We start from the raw sequence: 16362 nt of genomic DNA, 5'->3' as shown, positions 1-16362 counted from the left end.
GCTCAGCCGGATGGGCGGAGGGCAGCGTCGCCCAGCCGGTCCAGCATCGCCAGCGCGTCGTCGACGGCGTGGAAGTCGGCGGTGTTGTCGAAGACGCACCAGACCGGCCGCGCCGCCGCCTCCGCCCGGAAGCGCTCCGCCAGGGCGTCGAGCACCGCCGGCTCGTAGGCCGAGCGGTACATCACCGGCGAGCCGTGCAGCCGCCAATAGCGCAGGCCGTCCCAGCCGCCCGGCTCCGCCGCCGCCGGCACCGGGGCGGGGTCGGCGGCGACGCGGGCGACGCGATGGGCGGTCAGCAGCGCCTCGCCCGCCTCACCGAACCAGGAGGCGTGGCGCGGCTCGCACACCACGTCGCCGGCGAACCGGGCGCGCAAGGCGGTGAAGAAGGCGTCGGCGACGGCGGTGTCGAGGCGCAGGCTGGGCGGCAGCTGCACCAGCAGCGGGCCGAAACGGTCGCCGAGATGGCCGGCCTCCGCCAGGAAGCGGTCGAGCGCCGCGTTGGCGTCGGCCAGCCGCGCCTGATGGCTGATCGCCTTGGGCAGCTTCACCGCGAAGCGGAAACCGGGCGGGGTCGAGGCGGCCCAGCGCGCCCAGGTGTCCGGCTTGTGCGGGCGGTAGAAGCTGCTGTTGACCTCGGTCATCGGCATCACGCGGGCGGTGCGCGCCAGATGCGGGCCGTCGGGCGGGAAGGCCGGGGCCGACAGCTTGGGGATGCCCCAGCCGGCGGTGCCGATCCGGATCGGGTGGGCGGTCATCGGGGGGCGGTCCCTGGCTGCGTCACTCGGCCGGGACCTCCCGCGCCGCGCCGGTTGGATCGCCCTCCGCCCGGTTGCGGCGGGCGCGCAGCGACTCGGCCTCGACGAAGATGCGGCGGATGATCGGGTATTCGCCGCGGATGCGGGTTTCCAGGGTGCAGACCGCATCCTCGACCTCGCGGGCGCTCAGGCTGTCCTGGAACTCGACCGACAGGTTCAGCAGAACGTCGTCGGGGCCCATGTGCATGGTCAGCACGTCCAGCGGCCGCTTGACCCGCCGTTCCTCGCCGACGATGCGGCGGATGCCGTCGACGACGCGGCGGTCGGCCGACTCGCCGATCAGCAGCCCCTTGGACTCGTAGGCCAGCACCGCCGCCACCACCGCCAGCACCACGCCGATGGCGATCGAGGCGTAGGCGTCGTAGACCGGGTCGCCGGTGACCTCGCCCAGGATCAGCCCGGCGGCGGCCAGCAGCAGGCCGATCAGCGCCGCGGTGTCCTCGAACAGCACGACGAAGACCGACGGATTCTTCGACCGGTGCACCGCCGACAGGATGCCGAGCCCGCCCTGGCTGCGGCGGAACTCGCGCAGCGCCACCAGCCAGGACAGCCCCTCGAACAGCGTCGCGAAGCCCAGCACGGTGAAGTTCACCCAGGGGCTTTCCACCGGCTCGGGATGGCCCAGCGCCTGCCAGCCGTCATAGATGGACAGGCCGGCGCCAATGCCGAACAGCAGCACCGCCACCACGAAGGACCAGAAATAAACCTCGCGGCCATGGCCGAACGGGTGCTGCGGCGTCGGCGGCCGGCGGGCGCGGCGGATGCCGTGGAGCAGCAGCACCTGGTTGCCGCTGTCGACCACCGAATGGATCGCCTCGCTGAACATGGCGGCGCTGCCGGTCATCGCGCTGGCGACGAACTTGGTGACGGCGATCATCAGGTTGCCGCCGAGCGCGGCGAGCACCACCTTGGTTGAGCCTTCGGCCACGGGCGGGATCCTTGCTGGAAGCGGTCTGCCCCACAGCAACGGCCATCGCGGGCCGCAGTTCCCGCCGTCAGGGACCGCGCAGGGTCCGCCAGGCGCACACCGCGGCGTAATAGGCCGAGGTCGCCAGCCACAGGCCGAACAGCCAGCCCGGCCGGTCCGGGTACAGCACCACCAGGGCGCCGCAGCACAGCAGCCACACCGTGGTCACCGCGATGTTCAGCGGCATCAGCGCCTTGACCCGGAAGGGGTGCAGGAACTTCACCGTCGTGAAGGTCAGCAGGCCGAGCGCCACGACGATGGCGGCGCCGATCCAGGGATCGAGCCGCAGCAGCCAGAGATACAGCGCCACCACGTTCCAGATCGCCGGGAAACCGACGAAATAATTGTCGCCGCTCTTCATCTGCACGTTGGCGAAGCAGTAGAGCGCGGTCAGCAGGATCCAGGCGGCCAGCGCGATGCTGACCAGCCCGTCGGGCAGCAGGCCGAATCGATGGATGAACACCGCCGGCACCACGACGTAGGTCAGGTAGTCGATGACGAGGTCGAGCACCGACCCGTCGATGCCCGGCAGCACCTGCTTGACCGAGGCGCGGCGGGCCAGCGTGCCGTCGACGCCGTCGACCACCAGCGCCACGCCCAGCCACGCCAGGCACAGCTTGGCATCGCCCGCCGCCGCCGCGAGAAGGCCGAGCAGCCCCAGCACGGCACCGCTCGCCGTGAAGATGTGGACGCCCCAGGCCGACAGGCGATGGGTGATTCCGTAGACGGCGCTCATGCGGACGGTTCCGTGGGTGGCGGGGACAAGTGGCGGACGGGGCCGGGGGGCGGATTTGGGTGGGCGGATTCGGGCGGGCGGATTTTCTGACACAGATGGACGCAGATAAACACAGATTTGTGGGGGTAAGAAACCCCCGGCTCCGCCCACGCTGACCCGCGCCGCCGGGCCGCCCGGCCGCCGTTGCCCCGCCGCAACTCCTCCGGCCCGTTGCCGGCCCGGCCGCGGGGCCGGCGGCCTCACGCCATCCGCATGCCCGCCGGGCGGAAGGCGGCGCGGCCGGCCAGCGCCTCGGGCAGCGGGCCGCCGGTCGCCCAGTCCAGCAGTTCCACCGTGTGGACCACCGGCAGGCCGGTGCCCGAGGCGATCTGGGTGATGCAGCCGAGGTTGCCGGCCGCCACCGCCTGCGCCTGCGTGCTTTCGATCGCCGCGACCTTGCGGGCGCGCAGTTCCCCGGCCAGCTCGGGCTGCAGCATGTTGTAGGTGCCGGCCGACCCGCAGCACAGATGCGCGTCGGGGATTTCCTTCACCAGGAAGCCGGCGGCGCGCAGCAGGGCGCGCGGCGGCTCCTTGATCCGCTGGCCGTGCTGCATCGAACAGGCGGAGTGGTAGGCGACCACCTGCCCCGTCTCCGCCACCGGCGCGGCCAGCCCGATCCGGTCGAGCAGCTCGGTCACGTCCTTCGCCAGCTCCGCCACCCGCGCCGCCTTGGCGGCGTAGGCCGGATCCTCGCGGAACAGGTGGCCGTAATCCTTGACGCTGGTGCCGCAGCCGGACGCGTTGATAACGATGGCGTCCAGCCCGGCGTCGTCGATCTCCGCCGTCCAGGCGTCGATGGTCCGCTTCGCGGCGGCGCGGGCGAGGTCCTCCTTGCCCATGTGATGCGTCAAGGCGCCGCAGCAGTCGGCCCCCTTCGACACCACCACCTCGACGCCATGGCGGTTCAGCAGGCGGATCGTCGCCTCGTTGATCTGCGGCGCCAGCACCTGCTGGGCGCAGCCGATCAGCAGCGCGACGCGCGCCTGCCGCGGCCCCTGCGCCGGATGGACGCCCGGCCGGTCGCTGTGGCTCGGCGCCGGTACGCTGCGGGGGGTGAGGGCCAGCATCGCGGCCAGCCGCTTCGGCAGCAGCCCACGGAACGGCCGGCCCAGCGACGCCCCCAGCAGCGCCAGCCGGAACAGCCGCGGATTCGGCAGCACGCGGGCCAGCAGGTCGCGGACGGCGCGGTCGGCCGGCGGGCGGGTGTGCGTTGCCTCGATGTGGGCGCGGGCGTGGTCGACCAGATGCATGTAATGCACGCCCGACGGGCAGGTCGTCATGCAGGACAGGCAGGACAGGCAGCGGTCGATGTGCTTGACCGTGGTGTCGGGCGGCGGGCCGCCCTTTTCCAGCATGTCCTTGATCTGGTAGATGCGGCCGCGCGGGCTGTCCAGCTCGTCGCCCAGGATGGTGTAGGTCGGGCAGGTCGCGGTGCAGAAGCCGCAATGCACGCAGGCCCGCAGGATCTGGTCCGCGTCGCGGATCGCCGGGTCGGCCAGTTGGGCCAGCGAGAAATTCGTTTGCATCGAGATCGTCCCGTTACAGCCCCGCGTGCATGCGGCCGGGGTTGAGAATGCCCTTGGGGTCGAAGCTGTCCTTCACCCGCCGGGTCAGCGCCATCAGCGGCTCCGGCAGCGGCTGGAACACCTCGACCGCCGCCCGCACCGCCTCGGGCGCCCGCACCAGCGTGGCGTGACCGCCGTGGCTCAACGCACCGCGGATGGTGGTCGCCGAGTCGGGCGGTGCGGTCAGCCAGACCAGCCCGCCGCCCCAGTCGTAGAAGACCTCGACATCGAGCGTCCGGCGGATGGCGTCGACGGTCGCCGGCCCGGCGGAGGGGGGAACGGAGAGCTTCCAGAGGTGGCGAGCGTCGCCACCGGTGCCCCTGCCCCCGAACCACACCGCGTCCCGCACCTCGGCCCAGAGGGCCAGCGAGTCGTCGCGCACCAGCACGGCGTCGGCCGACAGCTCCTCGCGCAGCATCGCCACGCGCGCGGCGACGGACGGGCCGAAGCCCTCGACCCGGACCAGCGTCACCGCCCCGCCCGCTCCCGCCACGGCGGCCACGGCCGACCGGGCGGCGATCCCGGCCGGCAGATGGGCGGCGCCCGACACCTCGTAGGGGCTGCGCAGCGCCAGATCGAGCGCCGCCACCGCGGCGGCGTCGTCCAGCCCGAACAGCAGCAGCGTCGCGGTGTCCTCCGGCGCCGGCAGCACCTTCACCGTGATCTCGGTCAGCGCGGTCAGCGTGCCGAAGGACCCCGCCATCAGCTTGGGCATGTCATAGCCGGTGACGTTCTTCACCACCTTGCCGCCGCCCTTGTAGGCCTCGCCGCGCCCGCTCACCCCGGCGATGCCCAGCGTATGGTCGCGGGCCGATCCGGCGGCGATGCGCCGCGGCCCGGCCAGCCCGCAGGCGATCAGCCCGCCCAGCGTGCCGCCGCCTTTCGCTCCGCCGCCCTTCACAACAGGGGCGGGCGGCTCGAAGGCCAGATGCTGCCCGCGCTCGGCCAGCAGCGCCCGGATCTCGTCCATCGGCGTGCCGGCCAGCGCGGTCAGCACCAGCTCCTCCGGTTCGTAGGCGATCACCCCCGACAGGGCGGACAGGTCGAGCGCGTGGGCGGCCTGCACCGGGCGGCCCAGCCCGCGGCGGGAGCCGCTGCCCAGCAGTTCCAGCGGCTCGCCGGCCGACAGCGCCCAGCGCACCGCGTCGGCCACCTGCGCGGCGGTCTCCGGCTTCAAGGTCGTGATGGTCATGGTGAGAGGCGGCCCTTTTAGAAGCGCGGGATGTCGGGGAAGCGCAGTTCCCCCTGGTGGACGTGCAGCCGCCCCAGCTCGGCGCAGCGGTGCAGCGTCGGGAAGACCTTGCCGGGGTTCAGCAGGCCGTCCGGGTCGAAGGCGCATTTCAGCCGCTGCTGCTGCTGGAGGTCGGCCTCGTCGAACTGGTCGGTCATCAGGTCGCGCTTTTCCACCCCGACGCCATGCTCGCCGGTCAGCACGCCGCCGACCTCGACGCACAGGCGCAGGATGTCGTTGCCGAAGGCTTCCGCCGCCTCCAGCTCGCCCGGCTTGTTGGCGTCGTAGAGGATCAGCGGGTGCAGGTTGCCGTCGCCGGCGTGGAAGACGTTGGCGACGCGCAGGCCGCAGCGGTCCGACATCTCCTGCATCCGTTGCAGCACCCGCGGCAGCGCCTTGCGCGGGATGGTGCCGTCCATGCAGTAGTAATCGGGGCTGATTCGGCCGACCGCCGGGAAGGCGGCCTTGCGCCCGGCCCAGAAGGCCAGCCGCTCCTCCTCGCTCTGCGACACCCGGGCGGTGCAGGCGCCGTTGTCGCGGGCGATCGCCTCGACCCGCTCGATCAGATGGTCGACCTCGGCCGCCGGGCCGTCCAGCTCGACGATCAGCAGCGCCTCGACGTCCAGCGGATAGCCGGCGTGGACGAAGGCCTCGGCGGCGTGGATGGCCGGGCGGTCCATCATCTCCATGCCGCCGGGGATGATGCCGGCGGCGATGATGGCGGCCACGCAGTCGCCGCCCTGCTCGCTGCTGGGGAAGCCCAGCAACACGGCGCGCGCGGTGGCCGGCTTCTTCAGGATGCGCACCGTCACCTCGGTGACGACGCCGAGCAGCCCTTCCGACCCGGTGATGATCCCCATCAGGTCGTAGCCGCCGGCGTCGAGATGCTTGCCGCCCAGCCGGACGATGGTGCCGTCGATCAGCACCATCTCCAGCCCCAGCACGTTGTTGGTGGTCAGCCCGTATTTCAGGCAGTGCACGCCGCCGGAATTCTCGGCGATGTTGCCGCCGATGGTGCAGGCGATCTGGCTGGACGGATCGGGGGCGTAATAGAAGCCCTCATGCGCGACCGCGGCGGAGATGCCGAGGTTGGTGACGCCCGGCTGCACGGTGACGCAGCGGTTGGCGTAGTCGATGTCGAGGATGCGCTTGAACTTGCCCATGCCCAGCAGCACGCCGTCGGCCAGCGGCAGCGCCCCGCCCGACAGCGAGGTGCCGGCGCCGCGCGGCACCACCTTCACCCCCATCGCCTTGCAGGTCTTCAGCACCTGGGACACCTGCTCCACCGTGCTGGGCAGCACGGCGACCATCGGCAGCTGGCGGTAGGCGGTCAGGCCGTCGCACTCGTAGGCGCGCAGCTCGTTCTCGTCGACGATGACGCCCTCGCCGGGAACGATGGCGCGCAGCGCCTCGACGATCTCGCGGCGGCGGGCGATCACGCCGCCGTCCGGCACCGGCATCTTCATCGTGGGCGGTCCTCGTCACAGTGCGGTCGGTCACCTTGCGGTGAACCCGTCCGCCAGACGTACCATCCGCCACGTCCGCCGCACAAGCTCCGGCAGACCCGACGCCGTGAAACGATCGGGAGGCCCTGAAAGGGCAGGCCCGGGAAGACGCACCGTCAAAACGCGGCGCTGAAAACGCAAGAGCCGCACCCGAAGGCGCGGCTCTTGCGAAAACACCCGATGACGGAGAGGCCAGGGGCTACCCGGCCCTGCCGCCGATCAGCCCTGACGGGCCTTGAAACGGGGGTTCTGCTTGTTGATGACGTACACGCGGCCCTTGCGGCGGATCACGCGGCAGGCCTTGTGGCGCGTCTTCATCGACTTCAGAGAGTTGACGATTTTCATGATGCTGTTCCTGAACGCTCGGCGGCTCGATTGAAGGCGCGCACCATAGTGCCGAGCCCCCTGCCTGTCAACGCATAGCTTTTCCGGCGGAAAGCGGCCGCAAAACACCTCCGCCGCTTGCCGGATCCGCTGGCCCGGCGACGCCCCACCACCCCGCCCGCCGTAGCGGCCTGGCGGGAGGAATCGACCGGAACGCGAGCGGCTTTCGTCGCAGCAACTCGAAAGGAGAAGAGTTCCGCCACATAATCGCGAGTAAAGGGAAACAGGCGGATCAGCCCGACGCCGAACCGAAGGATTTGCAACCTGCCGTGCCGCCGTTGCCATCGCCGCCCCGCAGGGGAACGACTGTCCGACGGCGGCGCTGGACTTGCGGCAGCGCCGCATCCCCAAGGAAGAGATCGCAACGCCCCGTTTAATACGGAGTATTTATTTGGATCGTCCGTGATGCTTTCTGGAAAATCTCCAATACAATCCTGCGTATTGACGCAACTCACCAAAATAGTATGCTGCGGAAGCTAAGTACATCTCTTGCCTACGTAAGAACACATACATTTTTCTCGCGGCGACAGGACCGGGGATTCGCACGATTACAGTCGAATCCGACCAGGGGACGGCGGTCAGCGCCGTTCCGGTCCTCGACCCGCCCCAAGCCGTGCCTGGCCAATCATCGAAGGGGGGGATCATGAGGTTCTGGAAAGCTCTGACACTGACGGCAGCGACGGGCGCGCTGCTCATGACGGCCCCGAACGCCCAGGCGGCTTATCCGGAGAAGCCGATCACGATGATCGTGGCGTTCGGCGCCGGCGGCGGCACCGATCTGCTGATTCGCGGGTTGGCACCCTTCCTTGAGAAGCAACTGGGCGACGGCGCCCGGATCGAGGTGGTGAACAAGCCCGGCGCCGGTGGGGAGATCGGCTTCGCCGCCATCGCCGACGCCGCCCCGGACGGCTACACCATCGGCGCCATCAACTCGCCCAACGTCAACGCCATCCCGATCGAACGGCAGGCGCGCTACTCGCTCGACCGACTCGACCCGCTGTACAATCTGGTCGACGATCCGGGGGCCTTCGCCGTGAACGCCGAAGGGCCGTTCAAGACGCTGGCCGACGTGGTGGCCTACGCCAAGGCGAACCCGAACGGCGTCACCGTCGGCACCACCGGCATCGGCTCCGACGACCATCTGGCCATGCTGGTGTTCCAGCGCCAGGCCGGCGTGACCTTCACCCATGTGCCCTTCCAGGGTTCCGCCGCCAACGAGGCGGCGCTGGCCAACAAGAAGATCATGCTGAGCTCGGTGAACATCGGCGAGGCGATGCAGTACAAGCAGAAGGACCCGATCGCCCTCCTGGGCGTGATGGCCGGCAAGAAGGTGGAGCAGGCGCCCGAGATCGCCACCTTCAAGGAGCAGGGCTACAACGCGCTGATGTCGTCGCTGCGCGGCATCGCGGCGCCGAAAGGCCTGCCGCCGGACGTGCGGGCCAAGCTGATCGACGCGCTGGACAAGGCGGCCACCCATCCGGGCTTCCAGGCCAAGGCGAAGGAACTGTTCCAGCCGACCCGCCTGCTGCCGCCCGACCAGTACGCGACCGAACTGGCCGCCTCGACCAAGGAACTGCGCGAGCTGTGGGCGACCGCGCCCTGGCTGAAGTAAGCGGTCCGAACCCGCCGGGGCCAAAGGAAAGGGCGCCGGCCGACCGCCGGCGCCCTTTTCCCGTCGGCGCGATGCCCGATCGGGGGCGCCGTCATGCGCGGCGCAGGCTTCGCGCCGTCGCGGGCGATCCCGGATCCGCCGTCACCTCAGCCAGGGGGTTTCCTGCCACATGGCGCGGAAGGTCGCATCCTGGGCCTTCAGCTCCGTCGCGTACTGGTCGGGCGGCAGCAGGCGCAGGGGCTGGTAGGCCTTGCGGGCGATGTCCTGGAACTCCGGATGCTGGACCGCCTTGGCGATGGCGTCGACCAGCCGGGTCCGCACGTCGGCCGGCAGCCCGGCCGGGGCCGCCAGCCCGCGGAGCGACGACATCGTCACCGGGAAGCCCTGCTCCTTGAAGGTCGGGACGTCCGGCCCCTGGCCCGACCGCTGCTCGGTCATGACGCCGAGGATGCGGATCGGGTCGCCTTCGCGCGCCCGCGCCGATTCGCCGATGTTCATCGAGGTCAGCTGGATGTGCCGCCCCAGCAGCGCGCGGTGGGCGTCGGCGCTGCCGGGAAAGGGCACATGGGTCAGCTGGGTCTTGGTCAGCCGCTGGAAGATCAGCATGGCCAGATGGTCGTCGGAGCCGATGCCGGTGGTGCCGACGGTGACGCTGTTCGGATTGGCCCTGGCGAAGGCGGCGACATCGGCCAGCGTCTTGAACGGACTTTCCTTGTGAACGACGAAGGACCCCGGATCGTCGACCAGATTGTACAGCGGGTCGAGCCGGTCGAGCGAGAAGCGCGCGTGCCGTTCGATCGGGATGGTCACGACGTTGGGCGAGTTGATCAGGCCGATGGTGTAGCCGTCCGGGGGGGCGTCGGCGATGGCGGCGAAGCCGATCTCCCCACCGGCGCCGGGCTTGTTCATCACGACGACGCGCGTGTTGCCGCCCAGCTCCTTTTCAAGGAAGGGCGCCAGCGAGCGGACGATGAAGTCGGAGCCGCCGCCCGGCGCATAGCCGACGATCACGCTGATCGGCTTGTCCGGATAGGCGGCGCGGGCCGGGCCGGCGGCAGCCCCGGCGGCGACGGCCAGACCGACGAGCGCGACCGTCTTCAGCGCCGCCGTCAGGGACAACCCCAGCCGCGGGATCCGGGCGATCAAGCCACGGCAGCCGGTGGCGGGGCGGCCAGTGGCGGGGCGGCGGACGCCGGCTTGCGGTGCCGTCCGATCCCAACCCGCGGGACGCGCGTTCATACCCATGCATCGCCTCCTTCGTTCACACCCGCCGAACAGACCGGGCCGCCACCGGACGCGGATGCGGCATCTTCCAATTGCCTTGCGCCGATCGACACGCGCCCGTCGGACGCCATCTTGCGGCCGGTCCATCGTAGAGGCGATTTTCCGGCAATCAATCTCCGTTTCAATGTTTTCAGCACCGGGTAAACAATCTAATAATTGTTCCTGTTGCTTGAATTTCCCGCATCAAGCGGCGGCCGGCGCGGATCCCGACCGGATACCGCTCAATCGTGAAAGGCTTTTCCCGGCATGACCGTTCACAAGGATGTCACCCGCCCCGACGCCGCCCTGGTCGAGGCGCTGCGCGGCCAGTCCCCCGCCACCCTGCACGAGGCGATGGGCCGGAAGGGCGCGATGGGCCACCCGATCAAGCCGCTGTTCCCCGGCATGCGGCTGTGCGGGCCGGCGGTGACCGTGTCCTGCGGTCCGACCGACAATCTGATGATCCACATCGCCGTCGCGCTCGCCAAGCCCGGCGACGTGCTGGTCGTCGATTTCAAGGGCATGACCGACGCCGGCCCCTGGGGCGACATCCTGACCGCCTCCGCCATCGCGCGCGGGCTGGCCGGGCTGGTGATCGACGGCTGCGTGCGCGACGCCATCGCCATCCGCGACATGGGCTTCCCGGTGTTCTGCCGCGGCACCAACATGAAAGGCACCAACAAGACCGACGCCAAGGGCGACATCAACACCACCATCGTCTGCGGCGGCGTCATGGTGTCGGCCGGCGACATCGTGGTGGCCGACGACGACGGCGTGGTGGTGGTGCCGCAGGATCTCGCCGCCGACACGCTGGACAAGGCCGCCGCGCGCGAGGCCGCGGAAGAATCGTACCGCCACAAGCTGAACGCCGGCGAGACGACGATCGAGCTTTTGAACCTGAAGCCCTACCTCGACGCCGCCGGCATCACGCTGTAACGCCAGGAGGAGCGGCCTCGCGACGACCGCCCGGACGGATCCCGACCATGCCCGACATCATCATTTCCGAATTCATGCAGCCCAGCGCGGTGGACGACCTGCGCCGCGACTTCGACGTCCTCTACGACGAGACGCTGCACAAGCGGCTGGACGCGCTGTACGCGCTGGGCCGCGACGCCCGCGCCATCTGCATCCGTGACGAAACCCAGATCCGCGGCGCCTTCTTCGACGCCTTCCCCAACCTGAAGGCGGTCGGCCGGCTGGGCGTCGGGCTGGACAACATCGACGTCCCCGGCTGCCGGCAGCGCGGCATCGCGGTGCTGCCGGCGACCGGCGCCAACGAGGTGTCGGTCGCCGAGCTGACCATCGCCGGCCTGATGATGCTGGTGCGCGGCGCCACCTATTTCGCCACGCCGCAGGTGGTGGCCGGCCAATGGCCGCGCGGCCGGCTGATCGGACGCGAGGTGGCGGGCAAGATTCTGGGCATCGTCGGCTTCGGCCGCATCGGCCGCCACGTCGCCCGCCGTGCCCGGGGGCTGGACATGACGGTGGTCGCCGCCGACCCGCATGTGCCGGCCGACGACCCGGTCTGGGCCCGCACCGGGGTGGAGAAGGTGTCGTTCGACCACATCTGGGACAACGCCGACGCCATCTCCCTGCACCTGCCGCTGACGCCGGACACCCGCAACCTGGTCAGCGCCGCGGTGATCGCGCGCTTCAAGCCCGGCGCCATCCTGGTCAACGTCGCCCGCGGCGGCATCGTCGACGACGCGGCGCTGGCCGCCGCCCTGACCGACGGCCGGCTGGGCGGCGCCCTGCTCGACGTCTACGCGACGGAGCCGGTGCCCGCCGCCAACCCGTTCCACGGCGTGCCGAACCTGATCCTGACCCCGCACATCGGCGCCACCACCGAGGAGGCGCGTTCCCGCACCGGCCACATGACCGCCGACGGCGTCCGTGCGGTGCTGACCGGCATCATCCCGGCCACCGCGATCGTCTGACGCCGCCGAAGCGCCGGGCCGGGATCCGGGGCCTTCCCTCCGTCCGGGGGGAAGGCCCTTTCCATGTCCGCGGCTTGCGGCCGCGGGACAAATGCCCGACAGTCGCCACGCTCCACCCGCGTCCTTCCCCGGTTGAAAGGCCCCGCACCTTGCGGCTGCTGCTGATCGAAGACAACCGCCGGCTGGCGTCGCTGACCGCCGAAGGGCTGCGCAAGGCCGGCTTCGCCGTCGACTGCGTCCACACCGCCGACGAGGCCGCCGCCGCCGTGACGGTGGCCGGCTACGACGCCGTGCTGCTCGACCTCGGCCTGCCGGACGCCGACGGGCTGACGGTGCTGGCGGCGATGCGCGACCGCGCCGACACCACCCCGGTGCTGATCCTGACCGCCCGCGACGGGGTGGAGGAGCGGGTGAAGGGCCTGAACCTCGGCGCCGACGACTATCTGCTGAAGCCCTTCGCGCTGGAGGAGCTGGTGGCCCGCATCCGCGCCCTGCTGCGCCGGCCGGGCGCCGCGCTGGGGATCGCGCTGCACCAGGGCAACATCGTCTTCGACACGGTGAACCGGCAGGCGACCGTCGGCGGCCAGCCGCTCGACCTCAGCCGCCGCGAGCTGGACGCGCTGGAACTGCTGCTGCGCCGCGCCGGCCGGGTGGTGTCGAAGACGGCGCTGGAAAACGGCCTGTACGGCTTCGGCGAGGAGGTCGGCTCCAACGCGGTCGAGGTGCTGATCCACCGGCTGCGCAAGCGGCTGCAGGCGGCGGGCGCCACCGCCGGGGTGCAGACCCTGCGCGGCATCGGCTACATCCTGATCGACAGCGCCCCCGACAGCGCGGCGGATGGCGAGTCGTGAGCCCGCGTCCGCCCTCGCTGCTCGCCGCCATCGCGCGCGGTCTGGTGGTGGTCACCCTGCTGGCGGTGGCGACCACGGCGCTGCTGCTCTATCTCGAGTTCAAGGACACCCACGACCGGATGCGGCAGCGCACGCTGTCCGGCGTCGCCCGCGTCATCGAACGGGCGGTGCTCAGCCCCGACGGCCGACTCGCCACCGCCCTGCCGGACAGCGTGCGCGCCATGGCGCGGGTGAGCGCCGCCTCCTTCGCCGTGGTCGACGACGACGGGGGGCTGCTGCTGGGGTCCGACGGGGTGACCGGCCCGCTCACCCCGCCCACCGATCCGGCCGAGCAGCACCGCCCCAGCATGGTGTTCCGCATCCCGCCGCAGGACGGCGCCCCGGCGCTCTACGGGCTGAGCCGCCGCGTCGACATCGGCGGCCGTCCGGTCTGGATCCAGGTCGCCTCCGGCGAGGAGGAACTGCACATCGAATGGCTGCTGGAGGAGTTCATCGAGCATTTCGGCTGGATCTGGCTGCCCTTCGCCGTCGTGCTGTTCCTGGTCAACCTGGCGATCATCCATCGCGGCCTGCGGCCGTTGCGCCGTGCCTCGGCCTACGCCGCCGCCATCGGACCGGACAGCGTGTCGCAACGCCTGCCCGAGGACGGCATGCCGCGCGAGCTGCTGCCGCTGATCCACGCGGTCAACCTGGCGCTGAGCCGGCTGGAGGCCGGCTACCAGGCCCAGCGCGGCTTCATCGCCGACGCCGCCCACGAGCTGCGCACGCCGCTGGCGGTGCTGGAGGCGCATCTGGCGCTGATCGGCGAGCCCGGTCGGGCGGCGCGCGACGACGTCGCCGGGATGAAGCGGCTGGTCGACCAGCTGCTCGACCTCGCGCGGCTCGACGCGCTGCGGATCGGGCCGGGCGACTCGGTCGACCTGCAGCGGCTGGCGGTCGAGGTCGCGAGTCATCTGGCGCCGCTCGCCCTGCGCCAGCGCCGCGGCATCGAGGTGGTCGGCCGCGAGTCGCCGTTGCCGGTGCGCGGCGCCCACGATCCGCTGTTCCGCGCCCTGCGCAATCTGGTGGAGAACGCGCTGTCGCACGCCCCCGCCGGCAGCACCGTCAGCATCGAGGTGGCGCTGTCCGGCAGCGGCGAGCCGCTGCTGCGCGTGATCGACCGCGGCCCCGGCATCCCGCCGGAGCTGCGCCCCCGCGTCTTCGAACGCTTCTGGCAAGGGGACCGTGACCGCGAAGGACGGTTCGAAGGGCGCGGCGGGGCCGGGTTGGGCCTGTCGATCGTCGCCCGCTGCATGGCGGCCCATGACGGCGGTGTGTCGGTCGACGACACCCCGGGCGGCGGCACGACCTTCACCCTGCGCTTTTTCGCCGCAGCCCGCCCGGACGCCGCCGCCGGTGGCAACCCCAGGCCTGTAAGCCGCGCGTAAGCTTGGGCGGGTACATCGGCAGGGACTCCGCTCCCGCTCCGGGGGCGCGCCCTTGCAAGGAAGACGGCCATGTCCATCGGTTCCGCAACCTCCGCTCCCGGCTTACAGGCGCCGGGCCTCCAGACCCTGGCCTCCCCGCAGAGCCGGCCGACGGCCGGCGTCGATCGCGACGGCGACAACGACAACGACGCGACGGAGAGCGCGGCGATGCAGGCGCGCGAGTCGTCCGCGCCGTCGCTCAGCCTGCCGACCGATCCCAACCGCGGCCGCACGCTGAACATCAGCGCCTGAACGGCCGCGCGAAATCTTGTCGCAGGTCGATCGCGGTCAGCGATGCCCATATCCAATAACGGACCGGGTGTGGCTGGCCGTGGCCGACCTGCCCCGTCATCCCGGACGGCTTTTCCCGGAGTTTCGTCATGACCCCCACCTCCTACAGCCCGCTCCAAAAGAGCCTGCACTGGCTGATCGCCCTTCTCGTCGTCGGCGTCTACCTGATCACCTTCGCCGAGGATTTCTACGAACGCGGCACCCCGATGCGCGCGATGGTGTGGTGGCTGCACATCTCCTTCGGGCTGCTGCTGCTGGCGCTGGTCGTGGGGCGCATCGTCCTGCGGCTGACCCGCGGCGCCCCGGCGCTGCCCGCCTCGATGACCGGGCGGGAACGTGGCGCCGCCCATCTCATGCATCTGGCGCTGTACGGCCTGCTGCTGGCGATCCCGCTGATCGGCGTGGTGCTGGCTTGGCTGCGCGGCAACGCGCTGTCCTTCTTCGACCTGTTCATCATCCCGGCGCCCTTCGCCACCGACCGCACCCTGGGCCGGTCGGTGCAGGAGGTGCATGAACTGGCCGCCAATCTCATCCTCGCGCTGGCCGCCCTGCACGCCGTGGTGGCGCTGTGGCACCATTTCGTCCGTCGCGACGGCGTGCTGGCCCGCATGCTGCCCGGCGATAGCGACCGTGGCCAGACCGGCTTGGCCGACTGATCGCCGCGAATCGCCGCCAGTCGCTGGCGGCGCGACCTTTCTCGACACGCGCGAGCAACCACCCTGTGCGCTCGCGCGTTCGGACGCTATAGTTGCCAGCACACAGATGTATGGCGACGAGCGATGGCGGCACGAAAGACGACAGGGCGTGGACGGGGGGCCCGCACCAGAGGTGCGGAGATGGACGACGCCGGAGCGGCCACCGGCCTTCTCCCCATGCCGTTTCCGGAGCTTCTGGCCAGCCGCGCGGTGCCGGCCGCACCCGGCCCCGCCGCCACCGACTCCGATTCGGATGACGACCCGCACTACATCGACCACCGCGACCGCCTGCGCCGACGCTTCCTCGACCGTGGAGCCGAGGCGCTGGAGGACTACGAGTTGCTGGAGATGGTGCTGTTCGCCGCCAGTCCGCGGCGCGACGTGAAGCCGCTGGCAAAGCTGCTGATCCGGACCTTCGGCGACCTGTGGGGGGTGGTCAACGCTCCCCCCGAACGGCTGCGCGGCCTGAAGGCGGAGGGGGTGTCGCTCGGCACCGACAACGCCGTCGCCACCGTCCGCATCGTCGGCGCCGCCGCCCTGCGCGCCCTGCAGAAGCGGGTGATCGACCGGCCGGTGCTGGCCTCCTGGCAGGCGCTGCTCGACTATTGCGCCGCCGCGATGGCGCACGAGCCGACCGAGCAGTTCCGCCTGCTGTTCCTCGACCGCAAGAACACACTGATCGCCGACGAGGTGCAGCAGCGCGGCACCGTCGACCACACCCCCGTCTACCCGCGCGAGGTGGTGAAGCGCGCGCTGGAGCTGTCGGCCAGTGCGGTGATCCTGGTCCACAACCACCCGTCCGGCGACCCCACCCCCAGCCGCGCCGACATCGAGATGACCAAGGAGATCGTGCGCGCCGGCAACGCGGTCGGGCTGACCGTGCACGACCATCTGGTGATCGGCAAGGGCGGCAAGCACACCAGCTTCAAGGCGCAGCGCCTGCTGTGACCGGCGGTGCCCGAAAACGCAAACAGCCCGCCTTGTGTAAGGCGGGCTGTTTGCGTG

At 70.9% G+C, this 16362-nt stretch carries 16 protein-coding genes; 8 read left to right on the top strand and 8 right to left on the bottom strand.

The window, feature by feature from the left end; genetic code table 11:
* Window positions 1-2: 2 nt before the first annotated feature.
* The 7 genes from TSO352_RS23880 to ykgO form a co-directional block, all read right to left on the bottom strand.
* On the bottom strand, window positions 3-755 hold the full coding sequence (locus TSO352_RS23880; RefSeq protein ID WP_109109656.1) for a DUF72 domain-containing protein: 753 nt from the start codon (window positions 753-755) through the stop codon (window positions 3-5).
* Window positions 756-777: 22 nt separating this feature from the next.
* Window positions 778-1743: a cation diffusion facilitator family transporter gene (locus TSO352_RS23875; RefSeq protein WP_109109655.1), complete on the bottom strand. Its 966-nt coding sequence runs from the start codon at window positions 1741-1743 to the stop codon at window positions 778-780.
* Between the two features lie 67 nt (window positions 1744-1810).
* Entirely contained in the window at window positions 1811-2518 is a 708-nt protein-coding gene (gene pcsA / locus TSO352_RS23870; protein WP_109109654.1) for a phosphatidylcholine synthase, read from the bottom strand.
* 239 nt (window positions 2519-2757) lie between these two features.
* The gene (gene glcF / locus TSO352_RS23865; protein WP_109109653.1) at window positions 2758-4083 is read right to left on the bottom strand and encodes a glycolate oxidase subunit GlcF; all 1326 of its coding nucleotides are present in this window, start codon (window positions 4081-4083) and stop codon (window positions 2758-2760) included.
* A gap of 13 nt (window positions 4084-4096) precedes the next feature.
* Window positions 4097-5314: a glycolate oxidase subunit GlcE gene (glcE, locus tag TSO352_RS23860; RefSeq protein WP_109109652.1), complete on the bottom strand. Its 1218-nt coding sequence runs from the start codon at window positions 5312-5314 to the stop codon at window positions 4097-4099.
* Between the two features lie 17 nt (window positions 5315-5331).
* Complete coding sequence (locus tag TSO352_RS23855) at window positions 5332-6819, bottom strand: FAD-linked oxidase C-terminal domain-containing protein (protein ID WP_109109651.1); 1488 nt, start codon at window positions 6817-6819, stop codon at window positions 5332-5334.
* A gap of 258 nt (window positions 6820-7077) precedes the next feature.
* Window positions 7078-7203 (bottom strand): type B 50S ribosomal protein L36, encoded by a 126-nt coding sequence (gene ykgO, locus TSO352_RS23850; RefSeq protein WP_012973122.1) that lies wholly within the window; start codon window positions 7201-7203, stop codon window positions 7078-7080.
* A gap of 733 nt (window positions 7204-7936) precedes the next feature.
* Between ykgO and TSO352_RS23845 the strand changes: the two genes are divergently transcribed.
* Entirely contained in the window at window positions 7937-8854 is a 918-nt protein-coding gene (locus TSO352_RS23845) for a tripartite tricarboxylate transporter substrate binding protein (RefSeq protein WP_348770663.1), read from the top strand.
* Window positions 8855-8995: 141 nt separating this feature from the next.
* Here TSO352_RS23845 and TSO352_RS23840 read toward each other — a convergent pair whose 3' ends face one another.
* Window positions 8996-10000, bottom strand: a complete 1005-nt coding sequence (locus TSO352_RS23840; protein WP_348770662.1) for a tripartite tricarboxylate transporter substrate binding protein — start codon at window positions 9998-10000, stop codon at window positions 8996-8998.
* A 384-nt stretch (window positions 10001-10384) separates the two neighbouring features.
* Here TSO352_RS23840 and TSO352_RS23835 point away from each other — a divergent pair, with 384 nt between their 5' ends.
* The 7 genes from TSO352_RS23835 to radC all read left to right on the top strand — a co-directional run bounded on the left by TSO352_RS23835 (window position 10385) and on the right by radC (window position 16305).
* Window positions 10385-11053, top strand: coding sequence for a 4-carboxy-4-hydroxy-2-oxoadipate aldolase/oxaloacetate decarboxylase (locus tag TSO352_RS23835; RefSeq protein ID WP_109109648.1), 669 nt, complete (start codon window positions 10385-10387; stop codon window positions 11051-11053).
* Window positions 11054-11100: 47 nt separating this feature from the next.
* Window positions 11101-12054: a hydroxyacid dehydrogenase gene (locus TSO352_RS23830; RefSeq protein ID WP_109109647.1), complete on the top strand. Its 954-nt coding sequence runs from the start codon at window positions 11101-11103 to the stop codon at window positions 12052-12054.
* Between the two features lie 149 nt (window positions 12055-12203).
* Window positions 12204-12905, top strand: a complete 702-nt coding sequence (locus tag TSO352_RS23825; protein WP_109109646.1) for a response regulator transcription factor — start codon at window positions 12204-12206, stop codon at window positions 12903-12905.
* Window positions 12902-14332 carry an ATP-binding protein gene (locus TSO352_RS23820; protein WP_109109645.1) on the top strand — a complete coding sequence of 477 codons (1431 nt, stop codon included), beginning with the start codon at window positions 12902-12904 and terminating at the stop codon, window positions 14330-14332. Before TSO352_RS23825 ends, TSO352_RS23820 begins: the two co-directional genes overlap by 4 nt.
* 69 nt (window positions 14333-14401) lie before the next feature.
* Entirely contained in the window at window positions 14402-14623 is a 222-nt protein-coding gene (locus TSO352_RS23815; RefSeq protein ID WP_109109644.1) for a hypothetical protein, read from the top strand.
* A 128-nt stretch (window positions 14624-14751) separates the two neighbouring features.
* The gene (locus TSO352_RS23810) at window positions 14752-15318 is read left to right on the top strand and encodes a cytochrome b (RefSeq protein WP_109109643.1); all 567 of its coding nucleotides are present in this window, start codon (window positions 14752-14754) and stop codon (window positions 15316-15318) included.
* Between the two features lie 180 nt (window positions 15319-15498).
* Window positions 15499-16305, top strand: coding sequence for a DNA repair protein RadC (gene radC, locus TSO352_RS23805; protein WP_247872358.1), 807 nt, complete (start codon window positions 15499-15501; stop codon window positions 16303-16305).
* The last annotated feature ends 57 nt before the right edge of the window (window positions 16306-16362 follow it).

The organism is Azospirillum sp. TSO35-2, assembly GCF_003116095.1.
Lineage (GTDB): Bacteria > Pseudomonadota > Alphaproteobacteria > Azospirillales > Azospirillaceae > Azospirillum.
Note: the sequence above shows the minus strand (reverse complement) of the source record. Positions and strands in the feature narration are given on the sequence as shown.

Bases quoted from the DNA above. Each gene is read 5' to 3' on its own strand.
- TSO352_RS23880 (WP_109109656.1), bottom strand. From the start codon at position 755: ATGACCGCCCACCCGATCCGGATCGGCACCGCCGGCTGGGGCATCCCC.
- pcsA (WP_109109654.1), bottom strand. From the start codon at position 2,518: ATGAGCGCCGTCTACGGAATCACCCATCGCCTGTCGGCCTGGGGCGTC.
- glcF (WP_109109653.1), bottom strand. From the start codon at position 4,083: ATGCAAACGAATTTCTCGCTGGCCCAACTGGCCGACCCGGCGATCCGC.
- glcE (WP_109109652.1), bottom strand. From the start codon at position 5,314: ATGACCATCACGACCTTGAAGCCGGAGACCGCCGCGCAGGTGGCCGAC.
- TSO352_RS23855 (WP_109109651.1), bottom strand. From the start codon at position 6,819: ATGAAGATGCCGGTGCCGGACGGCGGCGTGATCGCCCGCCGCCGCGAG.
- ykgO (WP_012973122.1), bottom strand. From the start codon at position 7,203: ATGAAAATCGTCAACTCTCTGAAGTCGATGAAGACGCGCCACAAGGCC.
- TSO352_RS23845 (WP_348770663.1), top strand. From the start codon at position 7,937: ATGACGGCCCCGAACGCCCAGGCGGCTTATCCGGAGAAGCCGATCACG.
- TSO352_RS23835 (WP_109109648.1), top strand. From the start codon at position 10,385: ATGACCGTTCACAAGGATGTCACCCGCCCCGACGCCGCCCTGGTCGAG.
- TSO352_RS23830 (WP_109109647.1), top strand. From the start codon at position 11,101: ATGCCCGACATCATCATTTCCGAATTCATGCAGCCCAGCGCGGTGGAC.
- TSO352_RS23815 (WP_109109644.1), top strand. From the start codon at position 14,402: ATGTCCATCGGTTCCGCAACCTCCGCTCCCGGCTTACAGGCGCCGGGC.
- TSO352_RS23810 (WP_109109643.1), top strand. From the start codon at position 14,752: ATGACCCCCACCTCCTACAGCCCGCTCCAAAAGAGCCTGCACTGGCTG.
- radC (WP_247872358.1), top strand. From the start codon at position 15,499: ATGGACGACGCCGGAGCGGCCACCGGCCTTCTCCCCATGCCGTTTCCG.